Raw genomic sequence first — 16,836 nt, 5'->3', positions numbered from 1 at the left:
TATATCCCTTTATCGCTCCTTACAAATATCTACCTTATTTTTGAAGGAAAAATCCGAGATGGAAATAAAAGAAGCAGTCAGTGCCCTAAAAGAAAATGGAAGAATCAAGATCAAAGATGGTCAAGGCACTATCTTGGAATTGATTGAAATTTCCAAATGGGATGCTGCAATGGATGACTGGGAGGGGATTTTTCTCTTTTTTGATCTTTTCCAAATCAGATCTGTTGCCGAGCCATTTTCAGATGTTTCTTTGGATATCATAGAGTTCGCCTCAAAACCCACTATATATCACACTCCAGTAAACAGAGTGTTGAAATCAGGTCCCATCAAAGAAAAGAAGGTGAAGTTTGCAGTAATCCGCAAGGATTTTTGGAACAGGTTATTGTTTGCCTATTCCCAACCTCTGATCCTTCAATATAGTAAGTCAGAAAATTTTGATTTTGAAACTAAAGAGTATTTCCCACTTTTGAGTGCGGGGACAAAAGAAATCTTTTTGACTCCGGAAGGGGATATCAGAATATTGAAAGCATGAATTTTAAGGAACATTTAAATCAGATCGAGATTTTTGGTCGCGTTGGAAAGATAGCTGATAGCATTGGCTTGGAAACCTACGTCGTGGGAGGTTATGTTAGAGATTTGATTTTAAACAGACCTTGTAAAGATATTGACTTTGTATGTGTGGGCAGTGGGATTGCCTTGGCACAAAAAGTTGCAGATAGTTTTGATCAACATGTCCCACTTTCGGTTTTCAAAAATTTCGGAACGGCCAATATCCGTTTGGAAGAATGGGAGGTAGAATTTGTCGGAGCGCGAAGGGAATCTTACAGGCATGATTCCAGAAAACCTATCGTTGAAGATGGTACTTTGCAGGAAGATCAGGAACGTAGGGATTTTACCATTAATGCTATGGCGATATCTGTCAATGCCCACAATTTCGGGGATCTGATCGATCCTTTTGACGGGATGGGAGATATCAAGCGGAAAATCATCAAGACCCCGACTGACCCGATAATCACCTTTTCCGATGATCCATTGCGGATGATGCGGGCCATTAGATTTGCTGCCCAGCTCAAATTTGATATTGAGCCTGACACATTTCTTGCCATAGTCCATGATGCCCACAGGATAAAGATTGTATCCGCCGAGAGAATTATCGATGAACTCAATAAAATTATCATGACGGATAAGCCTTCCTATGGTTTCAAGTTATTGTTTGTCAGCAAACTGCTGAATGAGATCTTTCCGGAAATGGTGGAGCTTCAAGGAGTGGATTCTGTTGGTGACAAAACCCACAAGGATAATTTCTACCATACCCTTCAGGTTCTGGACAATATTGCCACAGTGACAGATAATATTTGGTTGAGGTGGGCAGCCATTATGCATGATATTGCAAAGCCTGCTACAAAAAGATTCAATAATAAAGTTGGTTGGACTTTCCATGGCCATGAGGACAAGGGTTCCAGGATGGTTCCGGGGATTTTCAGAAGGATGAAACTGCCCATGGATGACAGGATGAAATATGTCCAAAAACTCGTCAAGCTCCATCTCAGGCCGATAGCTCTTGTTTCGGATAAAGTAACCGATTCAGCTATCAGGAGGTTGCTTTTTGATGCAGGGGACGATGTAGATGACCTTATGAAGCTATGTAGGGCAGATATTACCTCTAAAAATAACAACAAGGTCCAAAAATTTCTGTCCAACTTTGACAAGGTAGAACAGAAGATTTTGGAGGTGGAGGGAAAAGACCATGTGCGAAATTTTCAACCGCCTGTTTCAGGAGAAGAAATCATGGAAATGTTTGACCTTAATCCTTCCAAAATCGTTGGAGACCTCAAAGAAGAAATAAAAGAAGCTATCCTAGAAGGACAAATTCAAAACAATAAAGATGAAGCTTTGAACTTATTGTATAAATTAGCCGCCCAGAAAGGAATAACCCATAATAAATAATTTATGAAAATGAATAAAATGTTAATGACTGCCGTATTGGTTCTGATGGCAGCGATTACTGTATTTGGACAAAGTGAACAGCCTGTACAGACTGATGCTGAAATCAATAGAAAAAGGAATGAAGCTGACAGAAAAGTATATCAATTGGCCTTGAGGTATAATGACCTGCCCGCAGCAAGGATGAAACTAATTGAATTGATTGAAAGAAACCCCAGCAATCTTCAGTATGCAGAAACACTCGCTTCACTGTATTTTGAGTCCGGGCAGTATACGTCGGCTGCCATTTCAGCCTTAGACATACTTGAAGTCAGTGATAAAAGTTTGGCAGCCCTAGAAGTAGCCGCCTACTCTTTAGAGCAATTGGGGGCTATGGATCGAGCACTTCCAAATTTCGAACGTCACTACTTATTGACCGGAAATCTATTCAGTCTTTACAAAACGGCCTATATGCAGTATTCGCTGAACCGTCAGGAAGAAGCATTGAATTCGATCAATATGCTGGTTAAAAATAATAAATCAAGTGAAGAAAAAGTAGGATTCCCAAAGGAGGATAATACCCAACAAGAAGTAACATTGAAAGCTGCAGCACTTAATCTTAAAGGAATGGTGTACATGTACCAAAAAGATAAAAACGAAGCAAGAGAAGCTATTACCCAGGCTTTGGAATTGCAACCGGATTTTGAGTTGGCACAGGAAAACTTAAAAGAAGTTCAAAAAATGTAATGTATAACTAAATGTTTGTAGGTTTAAAGTACAACCAAATCAAAATAGGCAATTCAATTGCCTATTTTGATTTTAACAAGTTCCTTATGGTCAAAGACATTTAATTTAACACACAGAAAACATTTTCTTAACACATTTATTTTTGAGTATAGACATCTTTGTAAATGAGGTCTATGCAATGTATTGTTATTTATATTTTTCTTTTGTTTCCTTTAATTCTGCTTTCTAAACCAGGGAGTGACCAAAAAGAGGATATTACAATTATTTTGTTAAAAGCGGAAAGCGGTTTCATATCTGATCCCGATTCAAGCTATTTTTTTGCAATTAAAGCGCTAGAATTGAGCAAAGAATTTGATGATAAAATTCTACTGGCAAGGATTCATCACCTGTTGGGTAAATTATTATTTTTTAAAGGTATTTATTCTGAATCTGCGAGAAATTTACTTTTGGCAGAAGAATTATTGGTAAAAGAAGAATTCAGTCCCTTGCTGATAGATAATTATAATTTTAGAGGAAAAGTCGCATATAAAACTCAAAAAATCGATGATGCAGTGCAGCTTCATCAGAAGGCCTATGAGATTTCTTTAAACTGTAATGATGAGACAAGACAAGCGATTTCTATTGGATTAATAGGATTTGTACATGAAAAAAAACAAGAATATCAAGAGGCCCTCAACTTCCAATGGACTGCATTATCAATTTTCAGAAAATTGGGAAAAGAAGCTTTAAGCTCAGAAATCAATGAAAATTTAGGTAGTATTTATGAGGATCTTGAAATATTTGATTCTGCTTCCTATTATTTCCATAATGCTTTTAGTTTGAATATTGAATCAGGAGATAGTCTGAACATGATAAGTATCATAAACAATCTTGGGGATGTTTACAGAAAAAAGGGACAAATTGAGAAAGGACTTGAATTTTCCAAAGAAGCATTGGCGCTGAGCAGAATTTTGAACCAACCTTATGAAGAAAGTAGTGCGCTTAGAGATTTGGCAAGAAGTTATCATGCGTTAAGCGAATTTCAAAAAGCCTACACTTATCTTGACAGTAGTCGAGTAATATATCAGGAGATATATAATAAGGAAACTGCAACTCAAATGGCATTGATGGATGAGTTGTTTCAAATGAAATTAAAGGATCAGCAAATTTCGGAACTTGAGCAGTTGAAAGATTTTGATTCCAAAATTCGAATACTTTTTGTTGTTTTGATGCTTTTACTAATTGGTACAGCTTGGTTGATTATCAGCAAAAAGAGCATTAAGTCAAAGGTAGATAGACAGCTGCTGGAAAGTGAAAAAGAAATGATACTCACTCAACAAAAATTAATGGAAACTGAATTGTATAATATCCAACTCAAAGATGAAACCCTTTCTAAAGAACTAGAATCAAATGCAAAATCCCTAACCGCTCAAACACTGCATGTCATAGACAAGAATAAAATGATGGAAGGAATAAGACAAAGACTTCAGAATTCCCTTGATAAAGACACAAAAGAACAAAAAAAGAATATCCGAAATTTGATAAAAATGATAGATTTCAATTTTGCTCACGACACTGATTGGGATGACTTCAGAAAAAATTTTGAAAAGGTACATGAAGATTTTTTTCAAAAGCTTCACCAACATGCTGTTGGATTGACACCCTCTGAACTAAGGTTAGCCTCATTGATGCGGATGAATCTTAGCTCCAAAGACATAGCATCAAGCCTAAATATTTCACCTGATAGCCTTAGAATTTCAAGATATCGGTTAAGGAAAAAATTGGCGATCGGAAAAGGAGAAAGTTTACAGCAATTTATTCTTAGTATATAGTTTACGATTTGTTAATCTTTTTTTAATATAATGTAAGTTATTTATTTCCAATGTTTTATATATATTTTTTGATTCTATTGCTATCGTTTTGTTAACGTTTTAAAATTCTGTTGTTTCCTTTTTTATAATATGAAATAGTAGGTCAGTTTTCTTCAGGTATCTAATTTTGCATTCAACAAATAGATACAAATGAATAATAAAATTTTACAGTCTGTTTTTGGTTTATTGGTTGTTTTTTCTTCCTGTGGCCCAAAAGACACGGGCCAACAAACTCATTCTTCTTCACCCAAAATCGAACCCCTTTATGTCACTGAAAAGGTGATTCACGATACGGATGATCCTGCCATTTATATTAATAAATCCGATCCAGTTAAAAGTTTTATTATCGGCACAGACAAAGATAAAGACGGAGCTTTATATGTATTTGATCTAAAAGGTAAGATCATAGATTCTTTGGTGGTCAGAGGGCTGCAGAGACCAAATAATGTGGATGTTTCTTATGACCTGAATCTCGGAAGCAGCCAAATTGATTTTGCAGTCACAGGAGAGAGACTTACCTCTAGGTTGAGATTTTTCAAGTTACCGGAAATGGTAGAAATCCAAGAAGGGGGAATTGAAATTTATCTTGGAGAAACCCAACCGGATTACCGTGATCTCATGGGTGTTGCTGTCTACCATGACAAAGAAAATGAAAGGCATTATGTAATTGCTGGTAGAAAAGATGGTCCTAAAGATGGCACCTACCTTTGGCAATATCTTATCAAGACTGAAAGTGGTCAATTGGAGCTCGAATTAGTCCGAAAATTTGGCAAATATAGTGGGAACAAGGAAATAGAAGCAATTGCTGTAGACAATGAACTTGGATATATTTATTACAGCGATGAGGGGTTAGGGGTGAGAAAGTATTACGCGGACCCAGCGAAAGGGAATGAAGAACTTGCACTTTTTGCAACAGAGGGCTTCACATTGGACCACGAAGGGATTTCAATTTATAAGCATGAAGATGGAACTGGTTATGTTCTTGTTTCAGATCAGGAAGCAAATTTTTTCCATGTATTTCCTAGAGAAGGTTCCTCAGAAGATCCTCATTTTCATAAAGCAATTGCGAAACTTCCAATGTCCACTGTTTCCAGCGATGGTTCCGAAGTGGCCAATTTCAATATCAGTCCAGAATTTCCCAAAGGGCTATTTGTAGCCATGTCAGATGACAAGACTTTCCAGATTTATGATTGGAGAGATCTTGAAAAGTATATCAAAGAGAAAAAGTAATAACACAAACTAAACTTTATATGAAGCACAGATTACTAATTTCAGCAATTTCCTTCTTTATGCTGTTTGCACAGAATTTGTATGCACAGGCAGTTTTAAGAGGTAAAATCATTGACGATCAAAACTTATCCCTTCCTGGGGCTAATGTAGTTTTGGAAGGAACCAATAAGGGTTCTGTAACCAATCAGTTGGGTGACTATGTGATTTTGGGAGTTCCTGCGGGCAGTTACAATTTAATTGTTTCCTACTTAGGATATAACACAGTTACAAAAGAAATTTCGATTCAAGATGGACAAACCTTGGATTTAAGGTTTGAGATGAGTCCCGGAACTATTGACGGTGTGGAATTTATAGTATTTGGGGATAGACTCAAAGGACAAGCAAGGGCTTTGAACCAGCAGAAAACCAATTCAAATATCACCAATATAGTAGCTGCCGACCAAATCGGTCGTTTTCCTGATGCGAATATTGGAGATGCCATGAAGAGAATACCAGGTATCACTATGCAAAATGATCAAGGTGAGGCTAGGGATATTATTATCAGGGGCATGTCACCCGAGCTAAACTCTGTGATGATCAATGGAGAAAGGGTTCCTTCAGCAGAAGGGGACAATAGGAGGATTCAGATGGATTTAATACCTGCTGATATGATCCAAACTATCGAGGTGAATAAGTCTGTTCTGCCTGATATGGATGCAGATGCCATTGGTGGTGCTGTCAACTTGGTTACACGTAAGGCTCCCAATGGCCTTAGGGTTTCAGGAACTGCTGCTTCCGGGGTTAACTTTCTTTCCAATAAACCAATTTGGACAGGCGGTTTAATAATTGGAGACAGAATTGCAAATGATAAATTGGGGATCATTTTTTCAGGGTCTTATAATAACCATAACTTCGGTTCTGACAATTATGAAGCCAGATGGGTCCAAACAGAAAATCCTAACCATCCGGTAGTGGTGGATCGATTTGATCTTAGAAAATACAATGTTCAGAGGGTCAGAAGAAGTACTACTTTGGCATTGGATTACGACATCAATAAAAACCATTCAATAGTCTTAAATGCAATGTACAATTGGAGAGATGACTGGGAAAATAGATGGAGAATGAGGGTAGATAGGTTGGATAGGCCATTTAATGATGGAAACTTCACTGAATTGCAAAACGATGTGTTTCAATTGCGTGGAAGAGCATCTGTTCAGACAAAAGGCGGTATAGATAATGATAGAGTTAGAAATACCCGTTTAGAAGACCAAAGGGTGATCAACACTACTTTGTCGGGAAGCCATTTATTTGACAAACTCAAAATGACCTGGAATGCAACCTATGCTAAAGCTTCTGAAGACAGGCCCAATGAAAGATATATAACCCACCGAGGCAATGCCGATATGGTATTGGACATCCGTGACCCATTCAAAGTATTGACTACATTTGCAAATCAGGAAAGTGAACTTGGTTTGGGATTGAATGAAATATATGAGTCAAACAACAATACTTATGAGGAGGATTTCAATGCTAAATTGGATTTTGGTTTACCATATGCATCCAATAAAGGTTTTCTGAAATTTGGCGGTAGATTAAGGTCAAAATTTAAGCAAAGAACAGATTCTTATGATGTGTATGAACCGTTAGGGGATCTTGGTTCAAATGGAAATGATTTGGGAGATTTGCCCTTTTCCTTTCAAAATGACAGAGTCTTTCTTAATGGACCTCAATATGTTCCCGGTAGATTTGTAGATAGGGAATTTTTAGGTGGCTTGGATCTTAAAAATCCTAATTTGTTTGAGTTTGAAGATGCTGTCGCAGAGTACATCACTGGCAATTACCAAGCTTCAGAAACAATCACTGGTGGATATGTCATGACAGACTATCAATTCAATCCAAAGTTATCTGCTATTTTTGGTTTGAGGCTTGAAAATACAAATCTTGAATATAGGGGCTTTGAATTTGATGAAGATGAAGAAATTTTCAATCAGTCTGCCACAGTTTCGGATAATTATACTAACGTGATGCCCGGGGCTCATTTCAAATATGACATTTCTGATAATCAAATTTTAAGATTTGCCTGGGCGAATACCTTGGCAAGACCTAACTACTTTGATCTGGTTCCTTATGCAATATTCAGTCCCGACAACCAAACCTTGGTAAGAGGCAATCCCAATTTGGTACCGACAACCTCAATGAATTTTGACTTGATGTTTGAAAATTATTTTAAATCAGTTGGAGTTTTCACTTTAGGTGGTTTTTATAAAGATGTAAACAACTTTATCTATCAAAGAACTGAGTTTAACGTTATTGATCCGGATTTTGGAGAGTTGATACAAAGGTCCAAGCCTGAAAATGGCGGTACTGCCAATGTATATGGTTTTGAAACATCCATACAAAGACAGTTTGATTTTCTGCCAGGAATTTGGAAAGGACTAGGCATGTTCCTTAATTATACTTTTACCGATTCGAGGACAACAGGAATCGAAGGACGTGACAATGAAGATCTTAAATTGCCCGGTACAGCCAGGAATATGTTCAATGCATCACTTTCATTTGAAACGGCAAAAATTGTATTGAGAGCTTCCTTGAACCATGCAAGTGGGTACATAGATGAAATAGGTGGATCAAGTTTTGATGATGCCTTTTATGATAGACAAACCTTCTTGGACGTGAATGCATCTTACGCCTTTACCCCAAACTGGAGAGTGTTTTTTGAGGTAAATAATTTGACCAATCAACCGCTAAGATATTATCAAGGAATTAGGTCAAGGACGCAGCAGGAGGAATACTATAATGTACGAATCAACTTTGGTGTAAAATTTGACCTTTTCAACTAATCTATTGATTACTTTTGGGCGGCTTCCATACAAAATGGAAGCCGTTTATTTTGAATAAAAAAAAATCTTTAAAAATGAAATTATCTTATTCAGCCGCTCTTGCATCATTTTTATTTTTCTCCTTTTTTTTCATTTCCTGTAAATCAAAAGAGGAAAAGCAACAAGTTTTAATCGATGAAGCAGAAATTGCACCAAGGCATCTGAGGGTCGTATGGGCAGAAGATCCTTCTTCCAACGCAGTTATTTCATGGACTACTTTACATGAACATGGCAAAAACCATAAGGTTTATTTTGATACAATAAGTAAGGAAGGCGAAAAACTTGATTATGCTTTTCAAACATTGGCATCGAAAAATGGCTCGATTTCCTTAGTCGATGAAGATTTTAAAGAAGGAGTTCCACAAGGATATTATCATCATGCAGATTTAAATAATCTCAAACCATCGACCGCTTATTATTTTGTGGTGGAATCGGATGATTTGGTTTCAGATGAGTTTTATTTTATTTCGGGCCCCGAAGATGATAGTGAGTTTTCTGTCCTTTGGGGTGGTGATTCTAGGATGGGTGGGCCTGAACCAAGATATGCAGGCAGAACTCCACATGTAGACAGACAGGAAATGAATAAAAGGATCAAGGCATTGATTGATGAAGACCCAAATATTATTGCCTTTATACATGGAGCGGATTATGGAACAACAGCTGATTGGAGGCATTTATTTTGGTGGTTTGAAGACCATGAAATAGTCATTGGTGAAGGCAATAGACTTTTACCTCTGATTTTATCAAGGGGAAATCATGACATGCAAACTGGATTTGAAGAAAATTTTTGGCTTGGTGATACACAAAGGAAGAGAGGATTTGATTATTATTTTTCTACCCAACTTGGTTCTCAAGCAGCGATGATTACCTTGAATACTGAAATAAGTGTTGCTGGTGATCAGCGGGATTGGTTGGAAGAAAACCTTGCTAGTAAGCGAAAAGAAAACAAGTGGCTGTTAGTCAACTACCACAGACCGGCTTATCCTGTTGTAAAAGACTTTGAAAATGCCACATTCAAAAGAGTCCGAGAAACATGGGTACCCTATTTTGAAAAATATAATGTTGATCTGGCTTTGGAATCAGATGGGCATATTCTGAAAAGGACCGTGCCAATCCGTAATAACAAGTATGATGAAACGGGCATTGTTTATATCGGGGAAGGAGGTCTTGGAGTTCCTCAGCGTGTCGCGGACAGTACAAGATGGTTTATTCAACCTCCTGGCTTTGCGATGAGTGCCCACAATGTCCAGAAACTAACATTTTCCAAGGATTTTATCAAAATAAAAGCATTTGGTATGGATGGAGGGATTTTGGATCAATTTGAAGTTAAACCTCGAAAAATGGATTGAAGTAAAATATGAAGGTTGTTCCAATTGAGAGAATTCTTTGGCTTTTTAAATCTGCTTTACTTCTTCAATGTATAGGTGTATTTTTTTATCTCAAGGGTGGCAGTGCTATCGAAACCATGCTTTTTATGGAAGTTGGATTAGAACAAGCCCAATCAAAGCTTATTGAGAACATCGTCGCATGGGTATTTTTAATCTTTGGGCTAGTTACTTTTTTTAAGCCGGACAAATATTTGTTGGTCATTATTGCCCTGCTGACTTTGGGATTGGCTTATGTCATCAAAAGACAAGCAGGGAGTCCTTTCACTGATTGGAGTATTCCTGCTCATTTTATTCGAATAATTTTACCAATCGGAATTCTTTTGTTGGCGAATTACAATAGAAAAATCAATAGTGCATATTGGTTACTCTTGGTAGGATTGATCGTGACGTTTATAACACATGGACTCGAGGCCTGGTCATTACATCCAAGATTCATTGATTACCTTTTGATTTCCTCTGAAAATACTTTGGGACTAAGAATTAAACAGTCAACTGCAGAAATATTACTTAAAGCCATTGGATCACTCGACATCCTTGCGGCAGTCTCCGGATTAATTTTCTCCAAAAATGCTATTTTTTATTGGATGGCATTTTGGGGATTTATCACAGCATTTGCTCGGGTCACAGAATTGGGATTAGGATTATTTCCGGAGGTCCTTATCAGGGCCGGACATTACTTGGTCCCCATTGGACTGGTTTGGCTGAATGGAATTCGGAATGAGCTTAAGGCTCCATAAAGAATCTCATCTTTTGTTTTCCGATACTGCCTAACCCTACATAAAATTTGATGGCCATGGCGTTATATTCAGGCGTTTGCCACTGGATATTGACACAATTTTTATCCTTAGCTACTTTTCTGATTCTATCCATAATATCAGTCCCAATTCCTTTTCCTCTACATACTTCGCTGAGGTACAGACAATCCATATAAAGAAAGGGTGCTGCATCCCATGTAGAAAAATCTATGGTATATGAAGTAAAACCTTCCACTTTACCGTTGATTTCAACCATCCAGCAGTTCAATACTTTATTGGTACCAAAAATTGCATTTCTAAGTCCTTCTTCTTTGCCTTCAGGCGAATATTCTGCCCTTTCATATTGGGCATGGGCAGCACTCAACTTTACCAATTCAGGCAAGTCTTTTTCTTCACAAGGTCTGATAATATAGTCCATGGGTTTTGGGTCTTTGATATAAAACAATAAATTCTACGGAAAAATGAAGAAAAAAATTGATTTCTCTAAAAGGGAAAGGCAAAATCTTCAGATTACTTGATAGACAGGATAAATAAAGTAATAAAACATGATACCCGATAGGCAACAGGCAATAACAAAACTGATTCCCATTATTTTTTTGTATTCAATAAAACGCTGAATTCTACCCTCGTTTTCTTTAAAGGATCTGATGCCTCCAGGGATGTAAACCTGTAACAACGCAACCGAAGTCATGAAGTAAGTAACCAACAAAAACAATAAACTAAAGAATATATCCATAACAATCAGATTTTAATTCCACTTACAAAATTAAATTTCCCAGATTAATAAATAGATTCATTTGAAAATGGTAATGATTTGTTAAAATACTGATGATGTTAGCATAATACCATCAATGGCTCAGTGAATTATAAAAAAGCTTTTCAAAATGCTATAACCAATCTTACCTAATTTGGTTCTTATTTTGCAGGATTTGATCTCAGGATAAAATATTTTTAATTTTAATCTGAAAAATATTAAAATAAAAGGTTCAGCCTACACTTTATAGATGTTCTTCGTTTATATAGGTCTATAAGCCTTATATTTGAGATTGATTGACCAGTAAAAATCACAAATCTATCAAAAAGTTTATAAAGAAATTTTTCAAAATTTTGGGAATTACCATAGGAGTGTTGTTGCTTTTATTGGTGATCACAATTTTGTTTGTAAGAAGTCCTTGGGGGCAAAATATAATTATTCAGAAAGCCACCTCTTATGTTTCCAATAAAACAAATACGCATATTGGCATAGACAGGCTATTTATAACCTTTAAAGGTGATCTGTATCTGGAAGGGCTTTACATGGAAGATCGGAATGCAGATACGCTTATTTATTCCAAAAAGCTGGAAACAGGTCTCGCATTTTGGCCACTGATTAATAATGGGAATATATTTGTATCCAAGCTTGAATGGGAAGGATTCACTGCAAATGTTAAAAGAGACAGTGTTAATGAGGTTTTCAACTTCGATTTTTTAATGGAAGCCTTTATTTCTGAGTCTGAGGAAAGTAAGGAATTTATAGAAGAAAGGGATCCCAATCCTTTCCCACAATTGTCCATAGGTCCGGTGAATCTGATAGATTTTGACTTGAAATATGATGATCAATTATCGGGAATCGAGGCAAATGCCTCATGGAAGAGAATTCACCTGAACATAGATCATCTTGACCTGAACAAAATGAATTATGGGATCGAGGAGTTTCTGATTGAAGAAGCAAATATCATTTATCTGCAGGCCAAAGCATTTCCGGAAAGTGAGGAGCCCGAAACATCATCAGAGTTGCCTTTGCCTTTGCTGGTTCTTGATAAATTTCAGATTCTAAAAACCAATCTTGATTATCGATCTGTTCCTGATGGCCTACATACCATTATTTATTTGGATGACTTATTGTTGTCACTTCCAGAAGCCAATCTGGAGGAACAAAAGATATTATTGGAAGCCTTTACTTTGACAAATTCGAATATTTCTCTGAAAATGGAAGAGGATGAGAATTTGGATGAACCAATTGTAGTAGATGAACCGTCATCAGGATCATTTGAATGGCCTGATTGGTGGGTAGAGATTGGGTCGATTGATCTTGAAAATATCGGTTTTGATTATATTCAGTCAGGGGCGGAAGTAAAAAACGGCTCATTTAACCCAGATGCCATAAATCTGCAAGACCTTAATTTTTCTGTCCGCAGCCTATTATTAAAGGAAAATAGTGCAAAAGCTCAAATTGATCAGATTTCCTTTAGAGAAGGAAGCGGGCTTTTATTGGATCAGTTTTCCACAAAATTATCAATCACCGATCAAAACCTGGATATAGAATCTTTTCTCCTGAAAACTGCAAAATCGGAATTAAGAGCAGATTTATTCCTGAAATATCAAACTTTGGCAGGATTGATCGACAATCCTGAAAACGCTGAATTTAATCTCTCAATCAATGGGTTCAATACTGATGTCTCAGAAGCATTGTTTTTTGTACCTGAATTGAATAAAGAGCTGTATTTCAGAGAGTTGGTTAAAAATGGTCTTGTTGCAAGCGGTCAGGTTAAGGGAGATATTAAGAACCTTTTCATTCCAAAATTAAACCTGAAATACGGCGAACATACATCATTGAATATTCGATCAGCTGATTTGTCAAATTATCTTAATTCAGAGAAAATCAAAATTGACCTTACCGAAATGGTTTTTGTTACAAAGGCCGAGGTAATCGATCCTTTTTTAGGGGAATTGGATTATAATATCCCTGAAGAAATACACCTGGAAGCAAATGCAAAAGGAGGGTTGAATGAAATGATTGCAGATGTTTTATTAAATACATCTGATGGAGATGTAGCTTTTAAGGTTGACTTCAAAGACAACAAAACATATTTTTTAAATTCCACTTTGGCTTTGGATCAACTGGATCTGGGTAAAATCATGAATCTCCCCAAACTAAGACCGATTTCTTTGGTAACTGAGATTAAAGGTTCAGGTACTGAACTGAGTGATCTGGATGGTTTGATGACAATGGAAATTGACAGTTTGATCTGGGAAGGTCATGATTTTTCGGATTTGGGATTTTCTGTAGTGGCTAAGGATGGAATTGCGGAACTTGACTTAGGATTTCAAAATGAGGTATTGGACTTTGATTTGGATCTGAAAGCCAAACTGGATACCATTAATCCTGAAATCGATTTTGTTTTGGATTTACGGCAATTCCAAACAGCTGCATTTGGGCTGACCAAACAGAATATCAATGCCAAGATGAAAATCATCGCTTCAATGGAAGGAGCGTTCGATGATTTTGTGGCAAATATGAGTATTGAGGAGGGGGGTTTCAATTACAACAGGGCGTCATATCCTCTAGGAAATATTGAATTACATGCAGCATTGGCGCCTAAATCTTCAGAATTTAAGATCAAATCAGATTTTCTGGTCGGAAGTTTTCAGGCAACTGGTTCGGTAGCGGATATCTCCATGTCCATGGAAAACTATTTCCAGGAATTGATAGCGCAGGAAGTTGGAGACCATGAAGTAACCGACATCACAGTTAAAGCAGATTTCAGGTTTCACCCCACTCCATTTATAGATCAACTTTTGGTGGCCGGAATTGAAGATTTGGATACGGTTTATTTGGACCTTTCATTTGATTCAGAGGCCCAAAAATTAAAGTCTAATGTATTTGTTTCAAAGGTTCGATATACAGATGTCGAACTGGATACTTTTAGAATCGATATCAGAGGAGACAGCTCCACCTTGAAATTGGATGCGGGATTTCAGAACATTGTCGTTGGCCCGGTCAATATGGGTGAAACCAATATATTGGTGGAATATGACAATAATATTCTTGATTTTGGCTTTATCTCCAGAAGTGATACGTCCAAAGTGATGCAGTTATTTGCTGAATTAAGGTTATCGGGAGACACGCTTGCCTTTCATGTGGATCCAAAAGGACTGATCCTTAATTCAAGAGAATGGTCAATCCCTGAAGACAATTTGGTGACCTATGGTCCAAAATTCCTGAATTTCAGGGAATTCACCTTTTCGAGAGAAGATCAATCACTTGCTTTTACAAATGAGTTAAATGATATTGAAGCAGAGCATTTTGGACTGATTTTTAAGGATTTTAGATTGAGAACACTTTTGGGATTTTTGAACCCCGGTGATCCATTGGTAAAAGGCATTGCCAATGGGGAGTTGATTGTGGAAAACCCTTTTGATGCCATGGGCCTATTGGCTGATCTTGAAATACGGGAAATGGAGGTTTTCGAAATACCATTGGGTAAACTATCCTTGGAAGCCAAAGCAAAAACTTTGGAAGAATATGACTTTAACCTTTCACTTAAAGAAGGAGGTATAGACCTTGACCTGGTGGGTACCTTTGAGGCCGATTCAGTCAGTTCAAATCTTGACCTTGACCTTGATCTACATGTCTTTCAAATGTCATTATTGGAAAATTTAAGCGATGGAGTCGTCCGAAATGGAAAAGGGATTATTTCGGGAAATATTAAGTTAGGCGGAAGTGTCCAGGAGCCTGACTATAAAGGAGAAATGTTTTTCAAAGAGGCAGGGTTTCTTTTATCAGATTTCAATACTTCGTTTCTTTTGCCTGAAGAAAAAATAAATATAGATAACTCAGGGCTTACGTTTAACAAGTTCAACATCAAAGATGCAAACGGAAACGATTTTTTGATCGATGGAAAAATTCTGACAGATGATTTCACAGATGTAGGTTTTGATCTTAAGCTTGTTACCAAAAGCTTTCAGGTCATGAATTCCACCCAAGCGGATAATGACCTGTTTTATGGAAAGGCAAATGTTGACATGGACATGACAGTGGGAGGGTCGATGAGTATTCCGGAAGTCAACGTGAAATTGAGAATGAATAAAGAGTCCAATATTACATTTGTTGTTCCTGAAGACCAATTGGATCTGATCGAACGGACCGGAGTGGTTATCTTTGTCAATCATGAAGACCCTTATGATCTTCTATACCAAAGAGAAACGGATATTTCGACCAAAGGAATTATTGGCTATGATGTCAAGGCCAACTTGCAGGTAGATCCCGAATCTGTTTTCAACCTGATTGTGGATGAAAGTACAGGGGACAATCTTAGGCTTCAAGGTGAGGCTGATCTCAATATGTTGATGAATCCTAATGGTGATATTTCCCTTTCAGGAAGGTATGAGGTAAAAAGCGGTCATTATGAATTGAACCTATTTGGTTTGGTCAACAGAAGATTTGAATTGAGGGAGGGAAGCTCTGTAGTCTGGAACGGAGATCCAATAGATGCTAGATTAGATCTTACCGCGATTTATAATGTGCGTACTTCTGCTGCTGAACTCATGCAGGCCCAACTGAGCGGCAGTGAAACCAGAGGACAATTCAGACAGGTGGCTAATTTTATGGTTTATCTCAATATTGATGGAGAAATGATGAAACCTGAGATTTCCTTTGAACTAGATATGGCGGAGCAGGAGAGAGGAACTTTTGGGGGTAATGTTTACGGTATGATTCAGCAGGTAAACGAACAGGATGATGAGCTGATCAAGCAGGTTTTTGCCTTGCTGGTGCTGAATCAGTTTTTTCCGGTCATGGGTAATGATGGTACTTCCGGCGGCTCTGTCAGTCTTGCCCGGTCGAGTGTCAGTCAGGTCCTTTCCTCCCAACTCAATGCATTGTCGGACAAATTTTTTGGGGACACGGGATTCTCAGTCGATTTTGGCTTGGACACTTATACAGGTGGCCAATCGGACGGACCTGGTGACCGGACTCAACTAAACGTTGCTGCCCAACAGCGCTTGTTGGATGATAGATTGGTGATTTCTGTAGGGGGACAGGTGGATGTTGAAGGCGGCAGCCAAGAGGTAAACCAGGGAGATGCATTGTTTGGAGATGTCAGTGTGGAATATTTGTTGGACAACCGCGGGCAATGGAGGGCTAAAGCATTCAGGAAAAACCAATTTGAATCTGTGATAGATGGTCAGCTGATCGTCACAGGTATTGCATTTATCTTCAATAAAGAATTCAATGCATTTAAGGAATTATGGAGAAGAGCTCCTAAACAGGAAGCAGTCACAGAAGAAGAGAGTGCAGAACAAGAAGATACGGAGATTGACTAAG

At 37.5% G+C, this 16,836-nt stretch carries 11 protein-coding genes; 9 read left to right on the top strand and 2 right to left on the bottom strand.

Features of this window, described 5'->3' with window-relative positions; translation table 11 throughout:
• The first annotated feature begins 58 nt into the window (after positions 1–58).
• The 8 genes from ACEW8U_RS20780 (at position 59) to ACEW8U_RS20745 (ending at position 10,733) form a co-directional block, all read left to right on the top strand.
• Complete coding sequence (locus ACEW8U_RS20780) at positions 59–532, top strand: hypothetical protein (RefSeq protein ID WP_373523970.1); 474 nt, start codon at positions 59–61, stop codon at positions 530–532.
• The gene (locus ACEW8U_RS20775) at positions 529–1,947 is read left to right on the top strand and encodes a CCA tRNA nucleotidyltransferase (protein ID WP_373523969.1); all 1,419 of its coding nucleotides are present in this window, start codon (positions 529–531) and stop codon (positions 1,945–1,947) included. Before ACEW8U_RS20780 ends, ACEW8U_RS20775 begins: the two co-directional genes overlap by 4 nt.
• Positions 1,948–1,956: 9 nt before the next feature.
• Positions 1,957–2,670 carry a tetratricopeptide repeat protein gene (locus ACEW8U_RS20770; protein ID WP_373523989.1) on the top strand — a complete coding sequence of 238 codons (714 nt, stop codon included), beginning with the start codon at positions 1,957–1,959 and terminating at the stop codon, positions 2,668–2,670.
• Positions 2,671–3,008: 338 nt separating this feature from the next.
• Positions 3,009–4,481 (top strand): tetratricopeptide repeat protein, encoded by a 1,473-nt coding sequence (locus ACEW8U_RS20765; RefSeq protein ID WP_373523968.1) that lies wholly within the window; start codon positions 3,009–3,011, stop codon positions 4,479–4,481.
• A gap of 189 nt (positions 4,482–4,670) precedes the next feature.
• A complete protein-coding gene (locus ACEW8U_RS20760; RefSeq protein ID WP_373523967.1) occupies positions 4,671–5,750 on the top strand; it encodes a phytase in 1,080 nt (359 codons plus the stop codon).
• 20 nt (positions 5,751–5,770) lie between these two features.
• Positions 5,771–8,569, top strand: coding sequence for a TonB-dependent receptor (locus tag ACEW8U_RS20755; RefSeq protein WP_373523966.1), 2,799 nt, complete (start codon positions 5,771–5,773; stop codon positions 8,567–8,569).
• A gap of 74 nt (positions 8,570–8,643) precedes the next feature.
• Positions 8,644–9,957, top strand: coding sequence for a fibronectin type III domain-containing protein (locus tag ACEW8U_RS20750; RefSeq protein WP_373523965.1), 1,314 nt, complete (start codon positions 8,644–8,646; stop codon positions 9,955–9,957).
• A gap of 8 nt (positions 9,958–9,965) precedes the next feature.
• Entirely contained in the window at positions 9,966–10,733 is a 768-nt protein-coding gene (locus tag ACEW8U_RS20745) for a hypothetical protein (RefSeq protein ID WP_373523964.1), read from the top strand.
• Here the strand turns inward: ACEW8U_RS20745 and ACEW8U_RS20740 are convergent.
• Positions 10,720–11,169, bottom strand: a complete 450-nt coding sequence (locus ACEW8U_RS20740) for an N-acetyltransferase family protein (protein WP_373523963.1) — start codon at positions 11,167–11,169, stop codon at positions 10,720–10,722. The two genes, ACEW8U_RS20745 and ACEW8U_RS20740, sit on opposite strands and share 14 nt — an antisense overlap.
• Positions 11,170–11,256: 87 nt before the next feature.
• Positions 11,257–11,487, bottom strand: a complete 231-nt coding sequence (locus ACEW8U_RS20735) for a hypothetical protein (protein ID WP_373523962.1) — start codon at positions 11,485–11,487, stop codon at positions 11,257–11,259.
• Between the two features lie 371 nt (positions 11,488–11,858).
• On the opposite strand from ACEW8U_RS20735, the gene ACEW8U_RS20730 reads away from it, so the two are divergent.
• A complete protein-coding gene (locus tag ACEW8U_RS20730; protein WP_373523961.1) occupies positions 11,859–16,835 on the top strand; it encodes a translocation/assembly module TamB domain-containing protein in 4,977 nt (1,658 codons plus the stop codon).
• Position 16,836: the final 1 nt, after the last annotated feature.

The organism is Aquiflexum sp., from assembly GCF_041751335.1.
In the GTDB taxonomy this organism is placed as follows: Bacteria; Bacteroidota; Bacteroidia; order Cytophagales; family Cyclobacteriaceae; genus Aquiflexum.
The sequence above is the reverse complement of the archived record's forward strand: the minus strand, read 5'-3'. Positions and strand labels throughout refer to the sequence as shown.

Excerpts from the sequence above, each read along its gene's own strand:
- ACEW8U_RS20780 (WP_373523970.1), top strand. The coding sequence starts at position 59 with ATGGAAATAAAAGAAGCAGTCAGTGCCCTAAAAGAAAATGGAAGAATC.
- ACEW8U_RS20775 (WP_373523969.1), top strand. The coding sequence starts at position 529 with ATGAATTTTAAGGAACATTTAAATCAGATCGAGATTTTTGGTCGCGTT.
- ACEW8U_RS20770 (WP_373523989.1), top strand. The coding sequence starts at position 1,957 with ATGAATAAAATGTTAATGACTGCCGTATTGGTTCTGATGGCAGCGATT.
- ACEW8U_RS20760 (WP_373523967.1), top strand. The coding sequence starts at position 4,671 with ATGAATAATAAAATTTTACAGTCTGTTTTTGGTTTATTGGTTGTTTTT.
- ACEW8U_RS20755 (WP_373523966.1), top strand. The coding sequence starts at position 5,771 with ATGAAGCACAGATTACTAATTTCAGCAATTTCCTTCTTTATGCTGTTT.
- ACEW8U_RS20750 (WP_373523965.1), top strand. The coding sequence starts at position 8,644 with ATGAAATTATCTTATTCAGCCGCTCTTGCATCATTTTTATTTTTCTCC.
- ACEW8U_RS20745 (WP_373523964.1), top strand. The coding sequence starts at position 9,966 with ATGAAGGTTGTTCCAATTGAGAGAATTCTTTGGCTTTTTAAATCTGCT.
- ACEW8U_RS20740 (WP_373523963.1), bottom strand. The coding sequence starts at position 11,169 with ATGGACTATATTATCAGACCTTGTGAAGAAAAAGACTTGCCTGAATTG.
- ACEW8U_RS20735 (WP_373523962.1), bottom strand. The coding sequence starts at position 11,487 with ATGGATATATTCTTTAGTTTATTGTTTTTGTTGGTTACTTACTTCATG.